Below are 21,200 nucleotides of genomic sequence, written 5' to 3' on the forward strand. Positions count from 1 at the left end.
CGGCACGAGGTCAGTGGCTTGAGGCGCGCATACGGGCGGCCACGTCGTTCAGGGTAGCGTGGCAGGCGTCGTCGGACTTGTGCGGATCGACGTCCTTTTCCACCTGCACCAGCAGGCTTTCCATGCGCATCGCGTCGGCCGGCATCAGGGTGCCGTCGAAGTACTTGACCACGTTCGCGATCTCGCGCGTGCGGGCAATGATGGCTTCCAGCCGCTGTTGTGTAAAGTACTCGGGAACCGCGATCAGCGACCACAGGTTCGCCATGGTCCCACTGCGGACGCGGAAACGCTCATCGAGGCCGCCGGCGACCACGCCGAGACCGGCGACGAGCTTGGATTCGGCATTGTACTCCTGGGATTTCGACGGGTCGAGCTTCAACTCGCGCAGCGACTGCATGTAGGCGTCGAAGTTCTCGAAGGCTTCCGGGCCCTTGCCGGCCTGGAGCGCGCGGTCACCGATGTCGCTCACCGATTCGCCCGGGCGCAGGACCTTGTAGACCACGCCGAGCGCTTCCGCCACCGTGGCGACGATTTTGCAGATTTCGACCCCGGTGCGCAGAATCGGCAGGATGCGCGGTACCACCGTGGTGCACAGGGTGGCCACCATCGGGCCGATGGTGGAGACGGCCGAAACGACCGTAGTGACGGCGGCGAGGATGGAAAGAATCATGGTTGTCCTTGATATTGAGAGGGAGTCTTAAAGGGAATCGAAGTCGCGCAGCCTGTGAAACAAATGTTTCGCCGGGGATTTGTGTTCGACCAGCTGGCAGAAGTCCACAGGTGACGCGTGCAGGGCGGCGATGCCCTCCGCAATGATGGAGACGCAAAGCTCCGGCGGAAATGCTGCAAGGTCGATCTGCGCCGTGTCCATGAGCAGGCAGCACAGCAGCCTGTCCAGTGCGGCGCCATGCTGCTCGCCGCACCTTGCGTAGCGATCGAGGAAAACGCCGCGCAGGCGGTCGAAAGTCCGCCCTTCGCTGGTATCATTGTTCAGGCGCAGCAGCACGTTCAGTAGCGAGCCGCCGTCGTGCAAGAAGGTGCCGAAGTGGTCCGGATCGGCGAGTTCGGCACAGCCGGCGAGATGCGGCCATAACAGCCGTTTGTGGCGGTCCAGTTGGAGCCGGCCGCGCTTTCTAAAGGTGGCCTCGGGAATTTCGGCCTCGCTGGTGTCGGCGCCCTGGATGACCTGGGTCAGAATCGGCGCATGCCAGCCGCCGCAGTACACCACCGCCTGGCCTTGCTGCAGCAGCGGCAGGAAATTCTTCTGGCGGTCGGTCAGGCCCATGGTGTCGCCGATCGCATGGCGGTCATCCGCGGCGAACAGCCGGTGGACGATCTTGATGTTGGTGTTCTTGATGACGTCCGGGATCAGCTTGTTGGGAATCTGGTCGGCGATGATCAGCCCTTCCCCATATTTGCGTACTTCCGCCAGCAGGTTGGCGAACATCTCGACGCCGACCTTTCTGGCGCCGCCCTCTCCAGGCTCGAGGCGCGACAGCAGGCGGTGCGCTTCTTCCACCAGGGTCAGGTGGCGGAAGTGTTTGTTCTTGCGGTGGCGTTGCTTCATGCAGTCGGCGATACGGCTGATGATCAAGCCCATGAACAGGGCTTTGTCGAGATCGTTCTTGATCTCTTCGAGCTCAATCACGACGCGCCCGTTCAGCAGCAGATCGAAGTTCATCGAGCGCGGCGTGTTCAGCATACGGCCTTTCACGCCAAGCGTCAGGTTGCTCAACTGAGCAACCAGCGAGCCGCGGTATTTGGCCGTGAAGTCCTCGCCCATCCGTTTTGAGACGATCACGCCGTCCAGTTCGCGCAGCATGTCGCTGAAGGTGGGCCAGGCGGTGCTACCCTCGGCCCAAGGCTGAAGATGCAGGAAATTCTTGCCCGCATGGACATCCCAACCGCGCGTCTTGTAGGCATTGATGATGGCTTCTTCCACCAAGAAGGGCATCGCTGCTTCCATCGGGAACACGGCCGCTAGCGTGGCGGTTAGCTGCGACACATGGCCGGCTAGGTTGATGTGCTCGGCTTCAACCATCTCGAACGGGTTCAGACGGAACGGCGTCAGATCTTCGCGCCCGAGGATGTAGTACTCGGTCTCGGGCGCGAGCGCATGCAAGGCGCGGTATTCGGTCTTGGCGGGTTCGATCACGAGGAAGGGCAGTCCCGATTCGAGCAGCAGCTTCATGCAGGTCGTGGTCTTGCCGGCGCCGGTGACGCCAGTGATGAAGACGTGCTTGTTCAGATCCCGAACCGCCAGGAAGAGCGGGCGGTGCACCAGCAGGCGTCCGTTCTGGACGATATGACCGAGCACCAGTTCGCATTCGCCGTGCGGGGCCGGCACCGCATTCAGTCCGAAGTCGACGCTGGCACGCAGCTTCAGGCCGGGTAGTTCGATGTTCGGCACCCCCGCGACCCCCGCGAGCTCGCGCGCGGTCAGCCAGCTTCCCGCCTGCGCCAGGCCCTGCCGTTCGTCGCACGGGATGCTTTGCACCAGTGCGTCGTGGCGCCGGATGCCGTCCGCAGCCAGGAAGCGCGGTGCGAGTAATTCGAGCACGGTCCGAGCCGGCTCGATCATTTTATGCATTCGTAGTGGCGTGAGGTTCGGCCGACTGTCCTGGAATACCGCCAGCACTGTCCGCGCGAGCCGCTCGTAGCTGGCGTGGGTCTGGGTGGCGATGAACATGGTGGTCCTGAACATGCCCTTGGCGCGTCCCTGCAGGAAGCGGTCGAGTAGGGTGTCGTGCACATGCTCCTGCAGCAGTTCGTTGCGGCGGTCCCGCAGCTCGCGCGATTTCGAGATCTGCAGGCGGAAGTTCTTGCCTTCGCTGCTCGTATCGTCTTTCGCCTTGTTGATCGACTCCTCGTTGGTGATGCTGTCGGCGTCGGTTTTGTGGCTCGCGTCGGACTTGGCCTCGGACTTCGTATTGTCGCCCTTGGTTTCGGTACGCTCGGCGCGGTAGGAGCTTTCGCCGGATTTGTTTTTGCGCTCGGTGCGCGCTTCATTCCGGCTCTGGCGCTCGGCTGAGCCGGCATCCTCGACGGTTTGCTCGGTTTCCTGCCACGTTTCCCTGGCGCGGGTCGAAAGTCCGGCGGACAGGTCGAACAGGGACTGGATGATCTCATCGAGCTCAGCCTCGCTGCCCGGCTGAGCGGTGATCGCGAGCTGCCAGGTTTCGCCGGCCATGACGTTGACGACGCGCTCAACACCTTGGAAGTCGTCGCCGTCCTGGCGTGCTTCGTGGTCGTCGAAGGTTGGCACCCCCGTCATCATCCCAAGATGACGGCTCCCTTTTAGCAGGTCGCCGATCGCACCGTCGTCTTCGTTGACCGCCTGCAGACGGGCGCCCAGAAAGTTCCCCTCGAAGGCCGCACGGAACGCCTTGGCGGCCTCGGGCAGGTCCGCACGTTCGTCGTCGGACCCGATCCCGAGGTAGAGTGAGACGCCTTCGGGCCGGCCCGCCAGAAGGTAGATACTGGCGCAATGTGCAGCGCTTAGGCTGCAGACCACGTTGGACATGGCCAGGCGGTTGGCGATCGCGCCCAGGGCGCCGATTTCCCGGACATGCCAAAGGCGGTAGCGATGGGTTGGTCCGGCAACCGATACGGCCGGAGAGAAGTCGGGTGCTGCCCAGTCGATCGTCGGGGCGGGGGACTGCAGAGCAAAGGAAAGGTTGCTGATGGTGCGCATGGCATATTGTCCTTTACCTGATTCCTTAACGCAACAAATTACTGTCTCTCTTGCTTGACCAGCATGCCGACCTCGACATGCGCCCCTCACAAAGGGCCCGGATAACTCCGCCGTGGGACATCGCCGATTTCGAAGCGGGTTGGGTAAGGATCGTCCAGAGCGGACTTGGTCACGGGCTGGTGCAGGAATTCCTTCCAGTCGGCACGCGTTAAATGCACTTGTCAAAACCACCCTGAGTGCATCGGTCCATTTTCTCTTCAACAGCGCGTTTACGCTCGATGAATAAACCGACCTGGCCCTCGTCGAAGCTGTTATTCAGGTAGCCGCTGCCGGCAAGATCTGGCAACGTCACCCTTTTCGAACTCAACGAGGTAAGTCTCGGGACCCTGGGACGTTCCAAGCGTCGACTAATCCTGCATAAAGTAACGCCCGGGCATCGCCAGGTTGAAGGTTCGCTTACGTTATTCACCTGGTATCGGACTTCGTATGCAGGGATCGATCGGCTCGGAGAGGGGGGCGCTGCGGTACAACAGCGGTACACTCGTCCCTTTTTCTAACGTAACGTAAATTTCTCTAACTCATTGATTCGTTGTATACTATGGCCTTCACCAACCTACGCTTACCTGACCTCGATTTACCTACGGAACTGGTTTTGCTGGCAAACTCATAATCCGTTGGTGCCGTGTTCGACTCACGGGAGGCCCACCAGAATTTGCAGTAATAGAACAAGCCCCGACAGGTGACTGCCGGGGCTTTTTTCGTGCTGTCGTACAATCGCGGCTTGGCGATTTGATGAAGGATGAAACGAGATGACGGCTGAAGTGAAGATGGACGATATTGTCGTCGGCGACGGCAAGGCGGCGGCGCGTGGCGCGCTGGTCACGGCGCATTACCGGGGCTGGCTGGAAGATGGCACGGAATTTGACTCGTCGCACAAGCGGGGCGAGCCGTTTCGCTGTGTGTTGAGCAATAACAAGGTCATTCATGGTTGGATTCTGGGTTTGCAGGGCATGCAGGTGGGCGGCAAGCGCAAGCTGTGGGTGCCGGCGGCGCTGGCGTATGGCGAGCGGCAGGTGGGCTTGATACCGCCGCATTCCAATTTGATCTTCGAGATTGAGTTGCTGGAAGTGCTGACGCGCGATTGATCGCTTGACGCGCAATCAGGCGGGCAGGGCGCTTGCCTTCACTCTACGCGAGTAGCGGCGTGTTTTCGTGCCGCTGCCAGCGTATTTCAGGTGGTGCGCTTGTGGAAGGTCAAGCCTGTTTCAAGTTGACCTGCATCATGTCCAGCGCTGGCACGATGTCGTGCAGGCTGGCCACTTCATAGGTGGGGATGGCGGCCGAGGTGTTGGCCATGCCGTCCGGGTTGAACCAGCAGCTGGCGATGCCGTAGCGGTTCGCGCCCAAGATGTCGGCATCCAGGCGGTCGCCGATGATGATGGTCGTATCTTTGCTGAATGCGCGCGCCATGTTGGCCGCGTATTCGAAGAAGCGCACGTCCGGCTTGGCGTGGCCGCACGCTTCCGAGGTGGCGACGAAGGAAATGTAGTCGCTCAGGCCGGAGGCGGCGATGCGGCGGTTCTGGATGGACTCGACGCCGTTGGTGATGATGCCCACTTCGCCGATGCGCGACAGCGTTTCGCACACCTGTTTTGCGCCGTCGATGAGCACGACCGTGTCCGGCAGCGATTCCAGATACAGACGGCTGGCCAGTTCCGGGTCGATGGCGATGTCGCTCAGCGTAAAGGTCTTGCGGAAGCGCTCCACCTTCAGGAAATCCTTGCTCACCTCACCCATTTCGAAACGTTTCCACAGGTCGACGTTGATCGCCTGGTACTGGGTAAACAGCCCGTCGATGCCGTCGCGCAAGCCCAGTTCGTGCATGGTGTGCAGGAACGAGCGTTTTTCGGATGCCCGGAAGTCGAGCAGGGTATCGTCGAGGTCAAACAGGAATAGCTGGTAGCTCATGGTATGTGTTGAAAGGAACTTGTCTTGCATCGTAGCACGTACTGCCGAGTTTGGTTGACCGTGCCTTGTGCGGGGGATCCGCTACAATCGCTGCCCGACCCCTTACTTTCACTTCATTGCCTTTCATGACCCAGCTCTCCGTCAACGTCAATAAAATCGCCCTGCTGCGCAATTCGCGCGGCCGCAATTTTCCGGACCTGCTCGCGTTTTCCGCGCGCTTTCTCGATCTGGGCGCCGCCGGCATTACCGTGCATCCGCGCCCGGACCAGCGCCATGCGCGCTACGACGATGTTGCCCCGTTGCAGCGCCTGTGCGCGGAGCGGGGGCGCGAGCTGAATGTGGAAGGCTATCCGGCGGCAGATTTTCTGGAGGTGGTGAAAAGTGCGCGCCCGGCGCAATGCACGCTGGTGCCCGACATGCCGGGCCAGCTGACGTCCGATCACGGCTGGGACATCGAACGGCATGCGGCGCTGTTGCGCCCCGCCATTGCACAATTGAAGGACCTGGGCATCCGCGTCAGCCTGTTCGTCGATGCCGACTACCCGGCGCTGGAATGGGCGCGCGAGGTGGGCGCGGCGCGGGTCGAGCTGTACACGGAACGGTTTGCCGAGAGTTATGGCGGCGCGCAGGCCGAGGCCGTGTTTGACTCGTATCTGCAGGCGGCGCGGCGGGCACAGGCGCTGGGGCTGGGCGTGAATGCCGGGCACGACCTCGATTTGCACAACCTGGCGCGCTTCCTGGACATTCCCGGCATCCTGGAAGTGTCGATCGGCCACGCGCTGGTGGTCGAGTGCCTGGAACTGGGCATGGACACGGTGCTGGGCCGCTACCTTGAGATATGTCAATCGTAGGGAACCTGGGCGACGCTGGCCGGCCGCTGCAGCCTGAGCGGGACTGGCCTTTCTTCGATGCCGATTTTTTCATATCGGCAGAGACGCTGGCGCAGGTGCGGGTGCCGTCGCCCGATGCGGCGGCGCAACTATGGATGCGCCATGTGTCGGCCCATCCCGATGAAATACACCCTATGCAACTGCACGACGGGCACCGCCTGCAGCCGACAGTGTCGGGGCCGGACTGGCTGGCCGAGTTCGATGCCGTTTCCAGCGCACACCCGGCGCAGGGTGGCCGCGTGACAAGGTTTCTCTCTTCCCACTTTCAACTTGCCGACGCGGCACCCGTCTTTTTCATGGCCAGCCGGACACTTGCCTATGCGCTGAAGCCGGCCGCGCTTGCAGCATGCTGGTCTTGCTTGCTGGCCATTTCTGACGAGGGGCCTTTGCTGTACCAGCCTGCCACGGGCAAGTTCGTTTATTTCTCGCCACAGGGGGCGCTGGCGGGAGGTGAGGACGGACTGCAGTCCGTTTAACGGGATGCGTCCATCCGGTGGCGATAGCCGCTCCGCTGCATGCCAGCCGTATTACCTATTTGCACTGAAACCTGACCATTTTTGTTCGCTGTGCAATGGTTGCGACGCACTGTTTGACGCCTGGCAAAGCCATGCGCAGGTAGCGTTCGGTACCCGCATACAGGCAGTCCACCTGAAACAGATACTCGGGCGCATCAAAATTGATGTCCCAGCGTTGATGCAAGGTGCCGTTGCGTGTCCATTCCTTGTCCGGGGCCAGGATAGGCAACGCTTCGCCAGCTGCTGGCGGCTGATGCGACGGATAGGACAGCACGCGTACGCCATCGAGTTTGCTGGCCGGCAGGTTCCAGCTTGAGGGAGGCGCTTGCGGGCAAGAAACGGGGGCTGCAGCGGCTGGCCGCATCGCCGCGGCAGCGATGGCCAATGCCAACAGTGCGAGCGGCTTCATTCCACTACCGAATAGCGTTCGGGACGATTCGATGCCCCGGCCGCCGAACGGCCGAAGTAGATCACGCGGGCGCTGGGCTTGTGGTGACGCCACTGGTCGAAAATTTCTATGCCGCCAGGCACCTGGCGGATGAACAGCGCCGCATGATTGCCCTGCCGCAGATTCTGATAGCGGCCGTTGACGAAGGTGGCAATTACTGTGCCTTTCGCGATACCGCCTTGTTCCAGCAGATCCGGAACCTTGTCTCCTTCGCGCCAAAGCGAAGAGGCACGGGCGCCGGTGAGGTGCCTGACCAGGGTAACGCACTCGCCATTTCCCACGAACTCTTTTTGCTTCGCATAATCGGCACGCGCAATGTAGGGCATAGCGTTTCTCTCTGTGGCTGACGATAGAGAGAGCGTACGCAAGGCGCGGGCAAGCAGCTTGATGTGTGCCAGAGCAATACAGAACATTGACATGTGTCATGGCCCCGCCTGGTGCACGGACAACCTTACATATCCACCCACCAGTTAAGCAAGGTTTCATCATCGTCGTCATCGAGGTTGACGTAGATGTTGGCGAAATACCATTCCACGCCCGTCGCCTCGCGGAAGGCGTCGAAGGGGCCGTTGACGCTGTAGATGCCGTGGTGCCCGGGCACGCTGAAGGTGAGATTGCCCTTGTACTGGCCGTCCATGGTGCCGCCCAGCTGGTTTTGTACGTCGCGTTCGAGCTGGTCCACTGCTGCTTGCGGCACGTCGTCGGCATAGATCTGGATGCAGAAGTTGCCGCCGCGCTTTAAAACTTCGGCGGGGGCCAGCGGGTCGGCAATGCTGACGATGTCGCCGCGCGCCAGGTTCAGGGTCAGGCCGGGCGAGGCCAGCAGTTCATAGACGTGTTCGTCGATCTGGCGCGCCGGCAGGGTTTCATACACGGGGCCGCTGGTGTTTTCGCCTGCCAGTACGCGGATGTGCGGCAAGCCTTCGCAATTGATGTCTTCCATTCATTCTTTCATAGTGCCGGCGCGATGCGTTGCGGGCTGTCCTGGGTTGGGGGTTTATGGCAATATTGTACCGGGTACGTGCCGGCTGGCCAGGTACGCAACGGTGCAAACGGGGAGATACGATGGAGAATGCGGTGCAGGCAGGCGGCTGCTTATGTGGCGCGGTGCGCTTCGAAGTGCGGGGCGAGGGCAGCAATCCGCATGGCTGTTCCTGCCGCAATTGCCAGCAGCACACGGGCGCGCCGACGGTGGCGTGGGTGGAGTTTGCGCGCGATCAAGTGCGCTGGACGGGCACGGCCGGCGCGCCGGCCACCTACCGTTCTTCCGATTACTCCAGCCGGGCGTTTTGTGCCGTTTGCGGCAGTTCCATCGGCGCCATCGACGATGCGCCCACGGTGGCCTTGCTGGTGGGCAGTTTTGACGACCCTGCCCAGGCGGCCTTTGCGCCCGAATATCACGCGTTTGACGATGTCAGGCCGGGCTGGTGGCACTTCGATCCGGCCGCCATGGTGCCTGTCGCAGGCAGTTAGCCGGGCGCGTCAGCTTGTCGGCGTGGCCAGGAAGGCGGGCAGGGTTTCCGCCGAGCGCGTGTAGGCGTGCACGGCGGGGTAGTCGGCCGGCTTGACGATATCGGGCGTTTCCAGCTGGGCGAAGCTCCAGCCGACGGCGATGGTCACGCCCGCCTGGTCGATATTGCCTGTCTCGCCAGGCAGGGGCAGCTGCGCGCATTCCTGTTCCAGCACGCGCCAGGCGGCATGCAGTTGCATGCTGACCCGTTCCAGCCACGGCGCGTGTTGCTTGTCGAGCGGACGCAGCTTGCGCTCGTAGACGATCTGCACGGCTTTTTCACAGGCGGCCAGCGCCAGGCCCGTCAGGCGCAACGCACGCACGATGACGGCGAGGGCGGGGACGGACGCGTCCGGACGCAGCAGCGATAGGTATTGCAGGATCAAGGTGGAATCCATCAGCACTTGCCCGTCGTCCAGGACCAGGGTAGGCACCTTGATGACGGGGTTGATCTCGCGCACGGCATCCATGTTGCGGAACACGGACAGCGGCAAATGCTCGTAAGCAATTCCCTGCAGTTGCAAACAGATGGCGACCCTGCGCACATAGGGCGAGTCGAGCATGCCGATCAGTTTCATGGCCAGTCTCCGGGGTAGTCGGGGAATGTCTACGATACCCGCTTGCCTGGCCGTTTGCCAGCGCCGTTTAATTGTGCGCGCTGATGCCGTTGATGCCGCTGCGGAACTGTTCGAAGCCGGCACGGGCTGCTTTGTAGCAATTGCCGGCGGCCGCTTCCAGGCCTTCGCGGTCGAGCACTTCGACGGTGCCGCGGCGATACTGGATCAAGCCTTCGTCCTGCAGCTTGCGGGCCGTGACGGTAACGCTTTCGCGACGCACGCCCAGCATGTTGGCCATGGTGTCCTGCGTGACCTTCAGTTCGTTCGACAGGGAGCGGTCGAGGCGGTCCAGCAGCCAGCGGCACAGTTTTTGTTCGATGCTGCAATGACGGCCGCCCACCACATTTTGCGCCATTTGCGCAAACATGGCGCTGGTGTAGCGCATCAGCAATTGCGCCAGGGCGCCGCCTTCATTGAACACTTCGCGCAGGAAGGCCGTTTTCAGGCGGTAGCCATAGCCGGCCGTCTGCACGATGGCGGTGCAGGTGGCGCGCTCGGCTTCGTACAGCACCACGCCGGCCACGCCTTCGCGGCCGATCACGGCGATCTCGGTGGTGGCGCCGTCTTCCATGACATACAGCAGGGAAACGATGGCGTTGGTGGGGAAGTAGGTGTATTCAATCTTGCCGCCGCAATCGAACAGGTGCTTGCCGGCAGGCAAAGCGACCAGTTCCAGTTGGCAAAACAGGCGTTCCAGGTCGGCGCGCGACAAGGCGCGCAGCAATTCATTTTGCTGGGCGCCCGTGATGCTGATCATGGGCGCGGCCGGGGCTTTTGTCAGGGGTGCTTCCCAGCCATGCGTGGCTACGGCGTGGCTGTTCGTTGCTGGGGTCAGGTTGCTATAAGCTTTGTACATGATATGGCCTCGTCTTCTGATTTTGTTGGATGGCGCTGCGTTTCCGGCTTGCTAGCGTTGTACTGAATGTTGTATCCACTATAAGACGAGGGTGGGCTGGCGGGCATCGGATGAGCCGACGTGCTTATGTAGGCTAGGAACATTGCCTCGTGTCATCCGACTCCTACGCCAGTTTTTTCATTTCTCGTATGGAAATGACAGCAATTTGGTAAAAATGCGACAGCAAGCCGGTATAACGCGAACTTTAGCCGCGCGTGGCAATCAAACGAGGCTGCGCCTGGCAGGCACAATGATAAAATGTTGCAGTGCAGAAATTGTTCTTGTCCGCATCAGGCTCGCCTATCTTGCCCTGATGTTCCGGCCTGGCCCGCAGATCGGCTGCCTGTCGCCTGCGTATCGTCTGTTTTATCTCCTGTTTGTCGCCCGTTTGATTACCGAAGGAAGCAATGCATGAAATGGTTTTTTGATCTGAGAATAGCCACCAAGCTGATCTTGTCGTTTGGCGCCGTGCTGGTGTTGACGGCGGCATTGGGCGTGTCGGCAATCTTTTCCATGGCACGCATCAACGAGGCGTCGACCGACCTGTCCGCCAACTGGATGCCCAGCGTGCTGGCGGCCATGTCCATGCGCAGCGATGTCAGCGATTTACGCCGCTGGGAACTGGCGCACATGCTGGCGGCCGCGGATTCCGACATGGCGCTCAACGAAACGCGCATGACGGAAACCCAGGCCAAGCTGAAGACGGACGGCGACAAATACCGCACCCTGATTTCCGAACCGGGCGAGAAGGAACTCTTCGAGCGTTTCCTGGTGCTTAACGATGAATTCATGCGCCTGCACGCGACCATGCTGAGCCTGTCGCGCGAGATGAAGAAGGAAGAGGCGCGCGCGCTGGCCGTGGGGCCTTCCGCCAAGGTCATGGCCGACATGATGGTGGCGCTCGACAAGCTGGTGGCCATCAATACGGACGGCGGCGTACGCTCGAGCGCCAGCGCCGACGCCACCTATGCGGGATCGCGCGCCAGCCTGATCGGCCTGCTGGTGGGGATCGTGGCGGTCGGCATGCTGCTGGCGCTGTGGGTGGCGCGCAGCGTGTCGCGCCCGCTGATCGAGGCTGTCGGCGTGGCGCGCCAGGTGGCCGCAGGCGACTTGACGGCGCAGGTTGTTGTGAAATCGCAAGATGAAACGGGCCAGTTGATGCAAGCTCTCAAGGACATGAATGCCAGCCTGCAGAGTCTGGTGGGCCAGGTGCGCAGCGGCACCGATACCATCGCCACGGCGTCGAGCCAGATCGCCGCCGGCAACCAGGACTTGTCGTCGCGTACGGAGGAGCAGGCCAGTTCGCTGGAAGAAACAGCGTCGTCGATGGAAGAGCTGACATCGACCGTGAAACAGAATGCGGACAATGCGCGCCAGGCCAATACCATGGCGCTGACTTCGTCGAGTATCGCCGTCGAGGGCGGCAAGGTCGTCAGCGAAGTGGTGGGCACGATGGCGTCGATCAATGCATCGTCGCGCAAGATCGTCGACATCATCGCCGTCATCGACGGCATCGCTTTCCAGACCAATATCCTGGCCCTGAATGCGGCCGTCGAGGCGGCGCGTGCGGGCGAGCAGGGCCGCGGCTTTGCCGTGGTGGCAACCGAAGTGCGCAACCTGGCGCAGCGCTCGGCCGCGGCGGCCAAGGATATCAAGGTACTGATCGGCGACTCGGTCGAGAAAGTCGAGGCGGGCTCAAAACTGGTCGACCAGGCCGGCCGCACGATGGACGAGATCGTTGCCAGCATCACGCGCGTGACGGACATCATGAGCGAAATCACGGCCGCCAGCAACGAGCAGAGCGCCGGCATCGAGCAAGTTAACCAGGCAATTGCCCAGATGGATCAGGTAACGCAGCAAAATGCGGCTTTGGTGGAAGAGGCGGCCGCGGCGGCCGAATCGATGCAGGAGCAGGCTGCCAACCTGAGCGAGGTGGTCAGCATCTTCAAGCTCGATGCGGCCAGCGCCGCCGTGCGCCCGCCGCGCCCGGTCGTGCAAACCGCCGTGGCGGCGCCGGCGCCGGTGTCGGCGCCCCGCCAACTGGCCGGCGCCGTGCGTACCGTGCGTCCGACGGCGCCCGCCGATGAGTGGGAAAGCTTTTAAGGGGCCTTGCGCGCTGTTCTGACGCGCTTCCGGGCCGGCGGGGTGGCGGCAGCCTGCTGGCGCTGTTGCCATGCGCGCAGCGCGTCTTCGTAGGCGGCCAGGTCTTCCAGGTACATTTCCAGCACGCAGAATGTGCAGCCGCTGTGGCAGCATTCGTCATTGCCTGGCTTGACGGGCGGCTGCGGCTGGGGATCGTGCGGACGGGTAGCAGTGGACATGGTGGCGGGAGGAGGCGTCAAGGGCGTCAGAGCAGGCATGATACGGCATTCGGGCGGGCTGTCGCTGGAACGCTTTTTGCTCAAAAATCACGGTTTCCGTGTACAGTTGCGGTGAATTAGGGTATCGTTTACAGCACTGATATTGTATCTTCTGCGCGCGATGTTCCGCCGGCGCGATCTCCGCCGCCATCGCAGCACGCCTCCCTAACGCTCCCGCACTCGCCGTACAGCATGTCCCGGAGCACTGAGGTGCCGCAAGAACGATGCTTTATGGCTTGCAAAACGAAGCTGTCTGCGCCCCGAAATGTTGTTTATTGAGAAAGCATGGCTTCCGCAGTGCGGAGGCACACCAGAAAATTTATGTCTGAAACTGAATCGACTCCTACGCCCAGCCCGGCGATCGCCACTGACGCGGCGCCTGCCGCCGCAGCGGCCCCTGTTGCACCTCCCGCCCCCATTGCCGCCCCCACCGTAAGTTTTGCCGATTTTGGTCTGGCCCCGGAAATCCTGCGCGCCTTGACCGAGCAGGGCTATACCCATCCGACGCCGATCCAGGAGCAAGCCATTCCCGTGGTGTTGCAGGGACGCGACGTGATGGGTGCCGCGCAGACGGGCACCGGCAAGACGGCCGGCTTCTCGCTGCCGATCATCCAGTTGCTGCTGGCCCACGCCAGCAGCAGCATGTCGCCCGCGCGCCATCCGGTGCGCGCGCTGATCCTCACGCCGACGCGCGAACTGGCGGTGCAGGTGGCGGAAAACGTCAAGGCCTACGCCAAGCATACGCCGCTGCGCTCGACCGTCGTCTTCGGCGGCATGGACATGAAGCCGCAAACCGTCATCCTGCGCGGCGGCGTGGAAATCGTCATCGCCACGCCGGGCCGTCTGCTCGACCATATCGAGCAAAAGAACATCAGCCTGGGCCAGGTACAGATGCTGGTCATGGACGAGGCGGACCGCATGCTGGACATGGGTTTCTTGCCTGACTTGCAACGCATCATCAACTTGCTGCCGAAACAACGCCAGAACCTGATGTTCTCGGCCACGTTCTCGCCAGAAATCAAGAAGCTGGCCGGCACTTTCCTCAACGATCCGCTGACGATCGAAGTGGCGCGCAGCAACCAGACGGCCGACAAGGTCACGCAAGTGGTCTACAAGGTGACGGAAGACCAGAAGCATGCCCTGGTCGCCCATCTTCTGCGCCAGCGCGACCTGAAGCAGGTCATCGTATTCTCGAATACCAAGATCGGCGCCTCCCGCCTGGCCCGCGTGCTGGAGCAGGAAGGCATGAGCGCCACGGCGATTCACGGCGACAAGAGCCAGCAGGAACGCATGGCGGCGCTGGAAGCGTTCAAGAAGGGCGAAATCGACGTGCTGGTCGCCACCGACGTGGCCGCGCGCGGCCTCGATATTTCCGACCTGCCTTGCGTCATCAACTTCGACCTGCCGTACAACGCGGAAGACTATGTGCACCGCATCGGCCGCACGGGCCGCGCCGGCGCTTCGGGCGACGCCATTTCGATTTATTCGGACAAGGACGAGCGCTTGCTGGCCGATATCGAGAAACTCATCAAGCAAAGCATCAAGCGCGGCGAATTGACGGGCTTCAATCCCGCGCCTGCGCGCAGCAGCGACAGCGAGCGCCGGCCACCGCGCCGCAGCGAAGGCGGCGACAGCCGTCCCCCGCGCGCGCCCGAGAGCCGTCATGCGGGCGACAGTCGTGACAGCCGCTCCCCCGAGCGCGGCGCCCGTCCCGCCTTCGGCCCCGGCGCCCGTCGTGAAAAAGCCGACCCATGGTTCCTGAAACCGTATGAGCCGGCCAAGGCTGCTCCAGTGGCGGTAGTAAATCCCCCTGTGAGCAAGCCCAAGCAGAAACTGGCTGCCTTGCTGGGAGGGGGGGGCAAGTAACTGGCTCGCTGCATGATTGCTTTTTCAGCATTCGTGCGCTACCAGTATTGTAAATTTAATGGGAGGCGTCGGGATTCTTGACGCTTTTCTTCCTGCTGCGGGTGCGCTTGCCGCCTCAGTCACGCCGGCCATATTCATCGTTGTCGGGTTGTGTCATTGTTTGCAATGGTTGGCACTAGTTCGCATCAGTCGTATTTTGGGTTGTTAAGTGAATAATATTTCCTTTGATTTATCTGGTGTATTTGCCATTATTGTTACTTATAATCCCAAGATCGAATATTTGCGCCGACTCGTTACTGAATTGGCTGCGCAGGTTGAACGAATTATTGTGGTGGACAATGGCAGTGGTAATGTTGCTGATGTATCGATATTGTGCGGGGCGCAAGCATATACTCAATTGATTGAGTTGCCGAAAAACATGGGTATTGCGCAGGCGCAGAATATCGGATGCGATGCCGCAAAAAAATTCGGGGCACAATTTCTTATTTATTTTGACCAGGACAGTGTGGTTTCAAAGCAGTTTGTCCAGCCGTTAAAAAATGCTTTTCTTTCGCTGTCGAAGTTGCATAAGGTAGCGTTGGTTGCCCCCATATTCAAGGATGAAAAACATGGTTTCTTTTATCCTTTGATTTTTTTGAATAAATATGGCCTGCGTCGAAAAGTGGTTCCAACCGGGAATGAAGTCCAGCCCATTCCCATCTCGATAGCCATCTCCTCTGGTACCTTCACCAGTGTTGCCGTGATGGATGCCGTAGGCGGCATGCGCAGCGATTTTTTTATCGACTACGTGGATATCGAGTGGTGTTTGCGTGCCGGTCGCACAGGTTATTCTCTGTTTGCCATTCCCGGTGTTTGCATGCTGCACTCCATTGGCGACCGCTCGATACCCTTCCTGAAGTGGCGCCTGGTGATTCACTCGGAGTGGCGGCGCTATTACCGTATCCGCAATGGCTTCTTCATGTTGCGCCTGACACATGTGCCGAAGATTCTGGCGCTGCGCGAAGTGCTGATCAATGTTGTGCATCAGGTAATCCTCCTCTTGACGCAGCGAAATAAGGCATTGCAGCTGAAATATTTTTTACGAGGCGTGCGCGATGGTTTCGGTCCTATTGATCGCGTCTGAGCATCCTCCGTGTCCAGTGCATGCGTCCTTGGTGGGGACACGCGTTTGTGCTAATGCTGCCTTTCGAGGCATTTCATCTTTGGATTTTCCTACATGGGTAAGAAATTTTCGTTGTCTATTGTCAGTCATGGACACCTACTGTATATCGTACCCTTGCTGAAGCAACTGGTGTTGCTGGAGCAGCATGATTTTGAGGTCATTCTGACATTGAATGTCCCTGAGGTGTTGCCTCCAGAACTAGATGCAGACGTGCTGCCATTCAAGATGTATCTGATTGTAAATCCGTCACCTAAGGGTTTTGCGGTCAACCATAATGCCGCTTTCATGTTGTCTAATGGCGACAATTTTGTCGTACTTAATCCTGACATACGTTTGCTGGACGATCCGTTCCCTGCCTTGCTGGAGATGGTCGAACGCTCGGCAGGAAGTATTTGCGCTCCGCTGATTGTGGGCGGAACGGGCGAAGTGGAGGAGAGTGCGCGCAATTTCCCGTCCCCATATTTATTGATCCGCAAGTTGATCGGACGGATATTCAATTTGCGCCTGCCGCGTGAAATCGTTCCGGAAAACGGCATGATACTGATGCCAGACTGGGCCGCTGGCATGTTTCTGGTGGTGCCGCGGCATATTTATACGCTGCTGCACGGATTTAGCGAGCGCTATTTTCTGTATTTCGAGGATGTCGATTTTTGCGCGCGAGCGCATCTTGCAGGCTTTAATATTCTCGTGAACAAGAATATCCGAGTGGTGCATGAGGCGCAACGAGATAGTCACCGGAAATTGAAATTTTTACTGTGGCATTTGCATAGTGCCTGCAAGTTTTTTATCTCCGCAGCATATTTGAAAATCCAGTTTGGGCGTATTTTTTCTGGTCGGTGAGATTTTCTAATTTTGTTGCTGAAAGGCATATTTTTCACGTTGCTGAAAGCGCACAATGTAGATTGTCCACCTGCGTCGAAATGGTTCGGGAAATCCCTGATGGAGTACAATTCTTTGGTTGACTTGTGCTTAACTTATTTCCTCGGTGGAATATTCGTGACATCTTCAATTGGGTGTGATTAAAAGAAATATTTAGGGAGTTTTTGATGATACTAGTTACGGGCGGCGCAGGATTCATTGGCGCAAATTTTGTTTTGGACTGGCTTGGGCAGACGGACGAAGCTTTGCTTAATCTGGATAAGCTGACCTACGCAGGTAACATCGATACCTTGCGCTCGCTGGACTCCGATCCGCGCCACCTCTTCGTGCAGGGGGATATTGGCGACGCCGCGCTCGTGGCGAAGCTGCTGGCAGAGCACAAACCGCGCGCGGTGGTGAATTTCGCGGCGGAAAGCCACGTGGATCGTTCGATTCATGGTCCGGAAGATTTTATTCAAACAAACATTGTCGGCACGTTTCATTTGCTGGAAGCCGTGCGTGCGTATTGGGCCGGCCTGGAGGGCGAAGCGCGCCAGAATTTCCGCATGCTGCATGTTTCGACGGACGAGGTATATGGTTCGCTGGGCAAGGACGACCCTGCTTTTACGGAAACGCACCGTTACGAGCCGAACAGCCCTTACTCTGCCAGCAAGGCTGCCAGTGACCATCTGGTGCGCGCCTATCACCACACGTATGGTTTGCCTGTCCTGACCACCAACTGTTCCAACAATTACGGTCCCTATCATTTCCCAGAAAAACTGATTCCGTTGATGATCGTCAATGCTCTGGCCGGCAAACCGTTGCCCGTGTATGGCGATGGCCAGCAAATCCGCGACTGGCTGTATGTGAAGGATCATTGCAGTGCCATCCGTCGCGTCCTGGAAGCGGGCACGCTGGGCGATGTGTACAACGTGGGCGGCTGGAACGAAAAGCCGAATATCGAAATCGTGCATGCCATCTGCGCTTTGCTGGACGAATTGCGTCCGCGCACCGACGGCGCTAGCTACAGCACGCAAATAACCTACGTGACCGACCGTCCGGGACATGATCGCCGCTACGCCATCGACGCCAGCAAACTGCAGCGTGAGCTGGGATGGAAGCCGGCTGAAACGTTTGAGACGGGCATTCGCAAGACAGTGCAATGGTATTTGGAAAATAACGCTTGGGTCGATAATGTGACCAGCGGCACTTATCGTAAGTGGATTGAGAAACAGTACACATGAAAATTTTGTTATTGGGAAAAGACGGCCAGGTTGGGCATGAACTGCAGCGCACCTTGTTGCCGTTGGGGGAAGTGCTTGCGCTCGGACGTGGCGTGGCTGACCTCAGCCAACCTTCGACACTGACCACCGTCTTGGGCGAGTATCGTCCTGACGTGATCGTGAATGCGGCCGCGTATACAGCCGTGGATAAGGCCGAGTCGGACGAGGCTGCGGCTTTTGCCGTCAACGCTGAGGCGCTTGCGGTCCTGGCGGCGTATGCTGCTCAACATGACGCATTGCTCGTCCATTACTCCACCGATTATGTATTTGACGGCACCCGCGCAGAGGGGAGCTACGTTGAAAATGATGCTACAGCGCCACAGAGCGTGTACGGCCGTTCCAAGCGCGCGGGCGAGATGGCGATACTCGATAGTGCTTGCAAGGCCTTGATCTTGCGTACCAGCTGGGTCGTTTCTTCGTACGGTAGCAACTTCATTAAGACAATGTTGCGTTTGGCTAAAGAGCGTGACGCATTGAATGTGGTTGCCGATCAATATGGCGCGCCGACGTCTGCCGAGTTGATTGCAGATGTCACCAGCTTTGCCATTCTTGGTCACCGTGATGGCAAACTGGCGAGCGGCATCTATCATTTGACGGCATCGGGGAGTACGACGTGGCATGGTCTGGCCAGCCACGTGATTGCGCGTGCAGCATCGAATGGCATCGCATTGAGAGTTGTTGCTTCCGCAATTTCCGCCATACCAAGTTCTGCCTATCCATTGCCGGCCAAGCGTCCTGCAAATTCACGTATGGACAACCGCAAATTGCAGCAGGCATTAGGTCTGCAGTTTCCAGATTGGACAGTACACGTAAACCGGATTGTTGATCAGCTTAGCGAGAAGGAACATGCATGAAAGAGAATAGTACGCAGCGCAAGGGCATAGTGTTGGCGGGAGGTTCAGGCACGCGTTTGCATCCGGCTACTCTGGCCATCAGCAAGCAGTTGTTACCGGTCTTTGACAAGCCCATGATTTATTACCCACTCAGCACATTAATGTTGGCGGGTATTCGCGATATCTTAATTATTTCCACGCCGCAAGATACGCCGCGTTTTCAGCAATTGCTGGGGAATGGTGAGCAATGGGGCTTGAACCTTGAGTATGCAGTGCAAGCGTCGCCGGATGGCCTCGCGCAAGCATTTATCATCGGCGAGGAATTCCTGGGGGATTCCCCTTGCGCCTTGGTACTTGGCGACAATATTTTTTATGGACATGACTTCCATAATTTGCTGTCCAGTGCCATGGCGCGTACGCAAGGTGCCAGCGTATTTGCCTACCATGTGGAAGATCCTGAGCGTTATGGTGTCGCTGAATTTGATGCGGCGGGTAAAGTGTTGTCGTTGGAAGAAAAACCGCCAGTCCCCCGTTCCAATTATGCCGTCACCGGCTTGTACTTCTATGATAATCAGGTCGTGAAGCTGGCCAAGAGTCTCAAGCCGTCAGCGCGCGGCGAACTGGAGGTTACCGACTTGAATCGCCTGTATCTGGAAAAAGGGCAGCTCGATGTCGAGATCATGGGCCGTGGTTATGCCTGGCTCGATACCGGCACGCACGAGTCGTTGCTGGATGCGGGGCAGTTCATTTCTACTCTGGAACGTCGCCAGGGCTTGAAAGTGGCTTGCCCTGAGGAAATTGCATATAGGCAAAATTGGATTAGCGTTGAGCAACTTGAACGGCTTGCACAACCGATGTTGAAAAATGGCTATGGGCAATATTTGTTGCGCATTATTAAAGAGAAGATATTTTAATGAATACGATTCCGCTTGCGATTCCCGATGTGATCGTCATTGAACCTAAAGTATTTGGCGATGATCGTGGTTTTTTCTTTGAAAGTTTTAACCACGCAAAATTTGAAGCCGCCGTTGGCCGCCGGGTCAATTTTGTGCAGGATAACCATTCCCGTTCGATGCAGGGCGTATTGCGTGGTTTGCACTACCAGATTCAGCAGCCGCAAGGCAAACTGGTTCGCGTCGTGGCGGGTTCCGTTTTTGATGTGGCAGTGGATTTACGCCGTAGTTCGCCTACCTTTGGCAAATGGGTAGGGGAAGTTCTTAGCGCTGACAATAAAAAACAGCTGTGGATACCTGAAGGTTTCGCACATGGATTCGTCGTACTTAGTGAAAGCGCGGAATTCCTGTACAAGACAACTGATTATTGGGCACCCGAGTTCGAACGTAGCGTGTTGTGGAACGATACGGACTTGAATATCAGCTGGCCTATCACGACGCCACCTCTGTTGTCAGGCAAGGACACGAATGGCGCGACGCTGAAGGCTGCCGAGGTCTTTGCCTGATGCAGCATTTTTCCATTTCTCCCCGTGAAATGGCCGGCAGCTTATGGCGTCATCGGGGCCTCATCAAGGCCTTGATTCAGCGCGAAGTTGTCGGCCGGTATCGTGGATCGGTAATGGGCATTTTGTGGTCGTTTTTTAACCCACTGTTGATGCTTGTCATCTACACGTTCGTTTTTTCCGTCGTATTCAAGTCACGCTGGGGAAGTAGCGGAACGGACAGCAAGTCCGACTTTGCTGTCATTTTATTCGTCGGCATGATTGCTCACGGCCTGTTTGCCGAGTGCGTTAACCGTGCACCAGGTTTGATTTTGTCCAACGTCAACTACGTTAAAAAAGTCATCTTTCCGCTGGAGGTGCTGCCATGGGTTGCCTTTGGCTCGGCCGTCTTCCATAGCCTGATCAGTCTGGGCGTATTGTTATTGGTACAGTTGGTATTGGCGCACCAGTTGGTGTGGACCGCACTGCTCTTTCCTTTCGTACTCTTGCCCCTGGTGTTCATCACGATGGGTTTCAGCTGGTTCCTGGCTTCGCTGGGCGTGTATGTGCGCGATATCGGGCAGATGATGGGCATGTTTACCTCCGTCTTGTTTTTCCTCTCGCCGATTGTCTATCCCGTATCGAGTTTGCCGGAAAAATATCAAGGCTGGATGCAATTTAATCCCCTGGCATTTACCATCGAAGAAGGGCGGAATACCTTGATTTTCGGCAAGGTTCCTGATTTTTTCCATTGGGCACTGATGCTGTCGGCCGGACTCGTCATCGCGTTCGCCGGTTTTGCCTGGTTCCAGAAAACACGGAAAGGGTTCGCTGATGTCCTTTGATACCCCTTTGACGAACAACAG

The 21,200-nt window shown here is 58.7% G+C and carries 22 protein-coding genes; 13 read left to right on the forward strand and 9 right to left on the reverse strand.

Annotated features, from left to right (window positions below; genetic code table 11):
• Positions 1-10: 10 nt before the first annotated feature.
• Both BXA07_RS10375 and BXA07_RS10380 read right to left on the reverse strand, forming a co-directional pair.
• A complete protein-coding gene (locus tag BXA07_RS10375; protein ID WP_076567864.1) occupies positions 11-670 on the reverse strand; it encodes a hypothetical protein in 660 nt (219 codons plus the stop codon).
• 27 nt (positions 671-697) lie between these two features.
• Positions 698-3,694, reverse strand: a complete 2,997-nt coding sequence (locus BXA07_RS10380) for an ATP-binding protein (RefSeq protein WP_076567865.1) — start codon at positions 3,692-3,694, stop codon at positions 698-700.
• 809 nt (positions 3,695-4,503) lie between these two features.
• On the opposite strand from BXA07_RS10380, the gene BXA07_RS10385 reads away from it, so the two are divergent.
• Complete coding sequence (locus tag BXA07_RS10385; RefSeq protein WP_076567866.1) at positions 4,504-4,839, forward strand: FKBP-type peptidyl-prolyl cis-trans isomerase; 336 nt, start codon at positions 4,504-4,506, stop codon at positions 4,837-4,839.
• Positions 4,840-4,948: 109 nt separating this feature from the next.
• Here the strand turns inward: BXA07_RS10385 and BXA07_RS10390 are convergent, their stop codons facing one another.
• Positions 4,949-5,662, reverse strand: coding sequence for a YjjG family noncanonical pyrimidine nucleotidase (locus BXA07_RS10390; protein WP_076567867.1), 714 nt, complete (start codon positions 5,660-5,662; stop codon positions 4,949-4,951).
• A 125-nt stretch (positions 5,663-5,787) separates the two neighbouring features.
• Between BXA07_RS10390 and BXA07_RS10395 the strand changes: the two genes are divergently transcribed.
• Together BXA07_RS10395 and BXA07_RS10400 are read left to right on the forward strand one after the other, a co-directional pair.
• Complete coding sequence (locus BXA07_RS10395; RefSeq protein ID WP_076567868.1) at positions 5,788-6,513, forward strand: pyridoxine 5'-phosphate synthase; 726 nt, start codon at positions 5,788-5,790, stop codon at positions 6,511-6,513.
• Entirely contained in the window at positions 6,501-7,028 is a 528-nt protein-coding gene (locus BXA07_RS10400) for a DUF2947 family protein (protein ID WP_076567869.1), read from the forward strand. Before BXA07_RS10395 ends, BXA07_RS10400 begins: the two co-directional genes overlap by 13 nt.
• 55 nt (positions 7,029-7,083) lie before the next feature.
• Here BXA07_RS10400 and BXA07_RS10405 read toward each other — a convergent pair whose 3' ends face one another.
• The 3 genes from BXA07_RS10405 to BXA07_RS10415 all read right to left on the reverse strand — a co-directional run bounded on the left by BXA07_RS10405 (position 7,084) and on the right by BXA07_RS10415 (position 8,458).
• The gene (locus BXA07_RS10405; RefSeq protein WP_139335523.1) at positions 7,084-7,476 is read right to left on the reverse strand and encodes an STY0301 family protein; all 393 of its coding nucleotides are present in this window, start codon (positions 7,474-7,476) and stop codon (positions 7,084-7,086) included.
• Positions 7,473-7,841: a BPSL0067 family protein gene (locus BXA07_RS10410; RefSeq protein WP_076567871.1), complete on the reverse strand. Its 369-nt coding sequence runs from the start codon at positions 7,839-7,841 to the stop codon at positions 7,473-7,475. Before BXA07_RS10410 ends, BXA07_RS10405 begins: the two co-directional genes overlap by 4 nt.
• Before the next feature lie 125 nt (positions 7,842-7,966).
• Complete coding sequence (locus tag BXA07_RS10415) at positions 7,967-8,458, reverse strand: DUF4265 domain-containing protein (protein WP_076567872.1); 492 nt, start codon at positions 8,456-8,458, stop codon at positions 7,967-7,969.
• 122 nt (positions 8,459-8,580) lie between these two features.
• On the opposite strand from BXA07_RS10415, the gene BXA07_RS10420 reads away from it, so the two are divergent.
• Positions 8,581-8,988 carry a GFA family protein gene (locus BXA07_RS10420; RefSeq protein ID WP_076567873.1) on the forward strand — a complete coding sequence of 136 codons (408 nt, stop codon included), beginning with the start codon at positions 8,581-8,583 and terminating at the stop codon, positions 8,986-8,988.
• 9 nt (positions 8,989-8,997) lie between these two features.
• Here BXA07_RS10420 and BXA07_RS10425 read toward each other — a convergent pair whose 3' ends face one another.
• Positions 8,998-9,603, reverse strand: coding sequence for a glutathione S-transferase (locus BXA07_RS10425; RefSeq protein WP_076567874.1), 606 nt, complete (start codon positions 9,601-9,603; stop codon positions 8,998-9,000).
• Positions 9,604-9,670: 67 nt separating this feature from the next.
• A complete protein-coding gene (locus BXA07_RS10430; RefSeq protein ID WP_076567999.1) occupies positions 9,671-10,399 on the reverse strand; it encodes a Crp/Fnr family transcriptional regulator in 729 nt (242 codons plus the stop codon).
• 549 nt (positions 10,400-10,948) lie between these two features.
• Here BXA07_RS10430 and BXA07_RS10435 point away from each other — a divergent pair.
• On the forward strand, positions 10,949-12,640 hold the full coding sequence (locus BXA07_RS10435) for a methyl-accepting chemotaxis protein (RefSeq protein WP_076567875.1): 1,692 nt from the start codon (positions 10,949-10,951) through the stop codon (positions 12,638-12,640).
• Here the strand turns inward: BXA07_RS10435 and BXA07_RS10440 are convergent.
• A complete protein-coding gene (locus tag BXA07_RS10440; protein ID WP_244556238.1) occupies positions 12,637-12,897 on the reverse strand; it encodes an oxidoreductase-like domain-containing protein in 261 nt (86 codons plus the stop codon). The two genes, BXA07_RS10435 and BXA07_RS10440, sit on opposite strands and share 4 nt — an antisense overlap.
• A gap of 321 nt (positions 12,898-13,218) precedes the next feature.
• Here BXA07_RS10440 and BXA07_RS10445 point away from each other — a divergent pair, with 321 nt between their 5' ends.
• The 8 genes from BXA07_RS10445 (at position 13,219) to BXA07_RS10480 (ending at position 21,179) form a co-directional block, all read left to right on the forward strand.
• Positions 13,219-14,763: a DEAD/DEAH box helicase gene (locus BXA07_RS10445; protein WP_076567876.1), complete on the forward strand. Its 1,545-nt coding sequence runs from the start codon at positions 13,219-13,221 to the stop codon at positions 14,761-14,763.
• Positions 14,764-14,971: 208 nt separating this feature from the next.
• Positions 14,972-15,886 (forward strand): glycosyltransferase family 2 protein, encoded by a 915-nt coding sequence (locus tag BXA07_RS10450; RefSeq protein ID WP_083708152.1) that lies wholly within the window; start codon positions 14,972-14,974, stop codon positions 15,884-15,886.
• A gap of 93 nt (positions 15,887-15,979) precedes the next feature.
• Positions 15,980-16,765 (forward strand): glycosyltransferase family protein, encoded by a 786-nt coding sequence (locus BXA07_RS10455; RefSeq protein WP_076567877.1) that lies wholly within the window; start codon positions 15,980-15,982, stop codon positions 16,763-16,765.
• Positions 16,766-16,971: 206 nt separating this feature from the next.
• Positions 16,972-18,027: a dTDP-glucose 4,6-dehydratase gene (gene rfbB, locus BXA07_RS10460; protein WP_076567878.1), complete on the forward strand. Its 1,056-nt coding sequence runs from the start codon at positions 16,972-16,974 to the stop codon at positions 18,025-18,027.
• Entirely contained in the window at positions 18,024-18,920 is an 897-nt protein-coding gene (rfbD, locus tag BXA07_RS10465; RefSeq protein WP_076567879.1) for a dTDP-4-dehydrorhamnose reductase, read from the forward strand. The genes rfbB and rfbD overlap by 4 nt, the downstream gene beginning before the upstream one ends.
• On the forward strand, positions 18,917-19,813 hold the full coding sequence (gene rfbA, locus BXA07_RS10470; protein ID WP_076567880.1) for a glucose-1-phosphate thymidylyltransferase RfbA: 897 nt from the start codon (positions 18,917-18,919) through the stop codon (positions 19,811-19,813). Before rfbD ends, rfbA begins: the two co-directional genes overlap by 4 nt.
• The gene (gene rfbC, locus BXA07_RS10475; RefSeq protein ID WP_212592286.1) at positions 19,807-20,358 is read left to right on the forward strand and encodes a dTDP-4-dehydrorhamnose 3,5-epimerase; all 552 of its coding nucleotides are present in this window, start codon (positions 19,807-19,809) and stop codon (positions 20,356-20,358) included. Before rfbA ends, rfbC begins: the two co-directional genes overlap by 7 nt.
• Positions 20,358-21,179 carry an ABC transporter permease gene (locus BXA07_RS10480; RefSeq protein ID WP_076567882.1) on the forward strand — a complete coding sequence of 274 codons (822 nt, stop codon included), beginning with the start codon at positions 20,358-20,360 and terminating at the stop codon, positions 21,177-21,179. The genes rfbC and BXA07_RS10480 overlap by 1 nt, the downstream gene beginning before the upstream one ends.
• Positions 21,180-21,200 lie beyond the last annotated feature (21 nt).

This window comes from Janthinobacterium sp. TND4EL3 (genome assembly GCF_900156175.1).
Classification (GTDB): domain Bacteria; phylum Pseudomonadota; class Gammaproteobacteria; order Burkholderiales; family Burkholderiaceae_D; genus Janthinobacterium.

Excerpts from the sequence above, each read along its gene's own strand:
- rfbA (WP_076567880.1), top strand. The coding sequence starts at position 18,917 with ATGAAAGAGAATAGTACGCAGCGCAAGGGCATAGTGTTGGCGGGAGGT.
- BXA07_RS10415 (WP_076567872.1), bottom strand. The coding sequence starts at position 8,458 with ATGGAAGACATCAATTGCGAAGGCTTGCCGCACATCCGCGTACTGGCA.
- BXA07_RS10375 (WP_076567864.1), bottom strand. The coding sequence starts at position 670 with ATGATTCTTTCCATCCTCGCCGCCGTCACTACGGTCGTTTCGGCCGTC.
- BXA07_RS10385 (WP_076567866.1), top strand. The coding sequence starts at position 4,504 with ATGACGGCTGAAGTGAAGATGGACGATATTGTCGTCGGCGACGGCAAG.
- BXA07_RS10480 (WP_076567882.1), top strand. The coding sequence starts at position 20,358 with ATGCAGCATTTTTCCATTTCTCCCCGTGAAATGGCCGGCAGCTTATGG.
- BXA07_RS10410 (WP_076567871.1), bottom strand. The coding sequence starts at position 7,841 with ATGCCCTACATTGCGCGTGCCGATTATGCGAAGCAAAAAGAGTTCGTG.
- rfbD (WP_076567879.1), top strand. The coding sequence starts at position 18,024 with ATGAAAATTTTGTTATTGGGAAAAGACGGCCAGGTTGGGCATGAACTG.
- BXA07_RS10435 (WP_076567875.1), top strand. The coding sequence starts at position 10,949 with ATGAAATGGTTTTTTGATCTGAGAATAGCCACCAAGCTGATCTTGTCG.
- BXA07_RS10395 (WP_076567868.1), top strand. The coding sequence starts at position 5,788 with ATGACCCAGCTCTCCGTCAACGTCAATAAAATCGCCCTGCTGCGCAAT.
- BXA07_RS10430 (WP_076567999.1), bottom strand. The coding sequence starts at position 10,399 with ATGATCAGCATCACGGGCGCCCAGCAAAATGAATTGCTGCGCGCCTTG.
- BXA07_RS10420 (WP_076567873.1), top strand. The coding sequence starts at position 8,581 with ATGGAGAATGCGGTGCAGGCAGGCGGCTGCTTATGTGGCGCGGTGCGC.
- BXA07_RS10440 (WP_244556238.1), bottom strand. The coding sequence starts at position 12,897 with ATGCCTGCTCTGACGCCCTTGACGCCTCCTCCCGCCACCATGTCCACT.
- BXA07_RS10390 (WP_076567867.1), bottom strand. The coding sequence starts at position 5,662 with ATGAGCTACCAGCTATTCCTGTTTGACCTCGACGATACCCTGCTCGAC.
- BXA07_RS10405 (WP_139335523.1), bottom strand. The coding sequence starts at position 7,476 with ATGAAGCCGCTCGCACTGTTGGCATTGGCCATCGCTGCCGCGGCGATG.
- BXA07_RS10455 (WP_076567877.1), top strand. The coding sequence starts at position 15,980 with ATGGGTAAGAAATTTTCGTTGTCTATTGTCAGTCATGGACACCTACTG.
- rfbB (WP_076567878.1), top strand. The coding sequence starts at position 16,972 with ATGATACTAGTTACGGGCGGCGCAGGATTCATTGGCGCAAATTTTGTT.
- BXA07_RS10425 (WP_076567874.1), bottom strand. The coding sequence starts at position 9,603 with ATGAAACTGATCGGCATGCTCGACTCGCCCTATGTGCGCAGGGTCGCC.
- BXA07_RS10400 (WP_076567869.1), top strand. The coding sequence starts at position 6,501 with ATGTCAATCGTAGGGAACCTGGGCGACGCTGGCCGGCCGCTGCAGCCT.
- BXA07_RS10380 (WP_076567865.1), bottom strand. The coding sequence starts at position 3,694 with ATGCGCACCATCAGCAACCTTTCCTTTGCTCTGCAGTCCCCCGCCCCG.
- BXA07_RS10445 (WP_076567876.1), top strand. The coding sequence starts at position 13,219 with ATGTCTGAAACTGAATCGACTCCTACGCCCAGCCCGGCGATCGCCACT.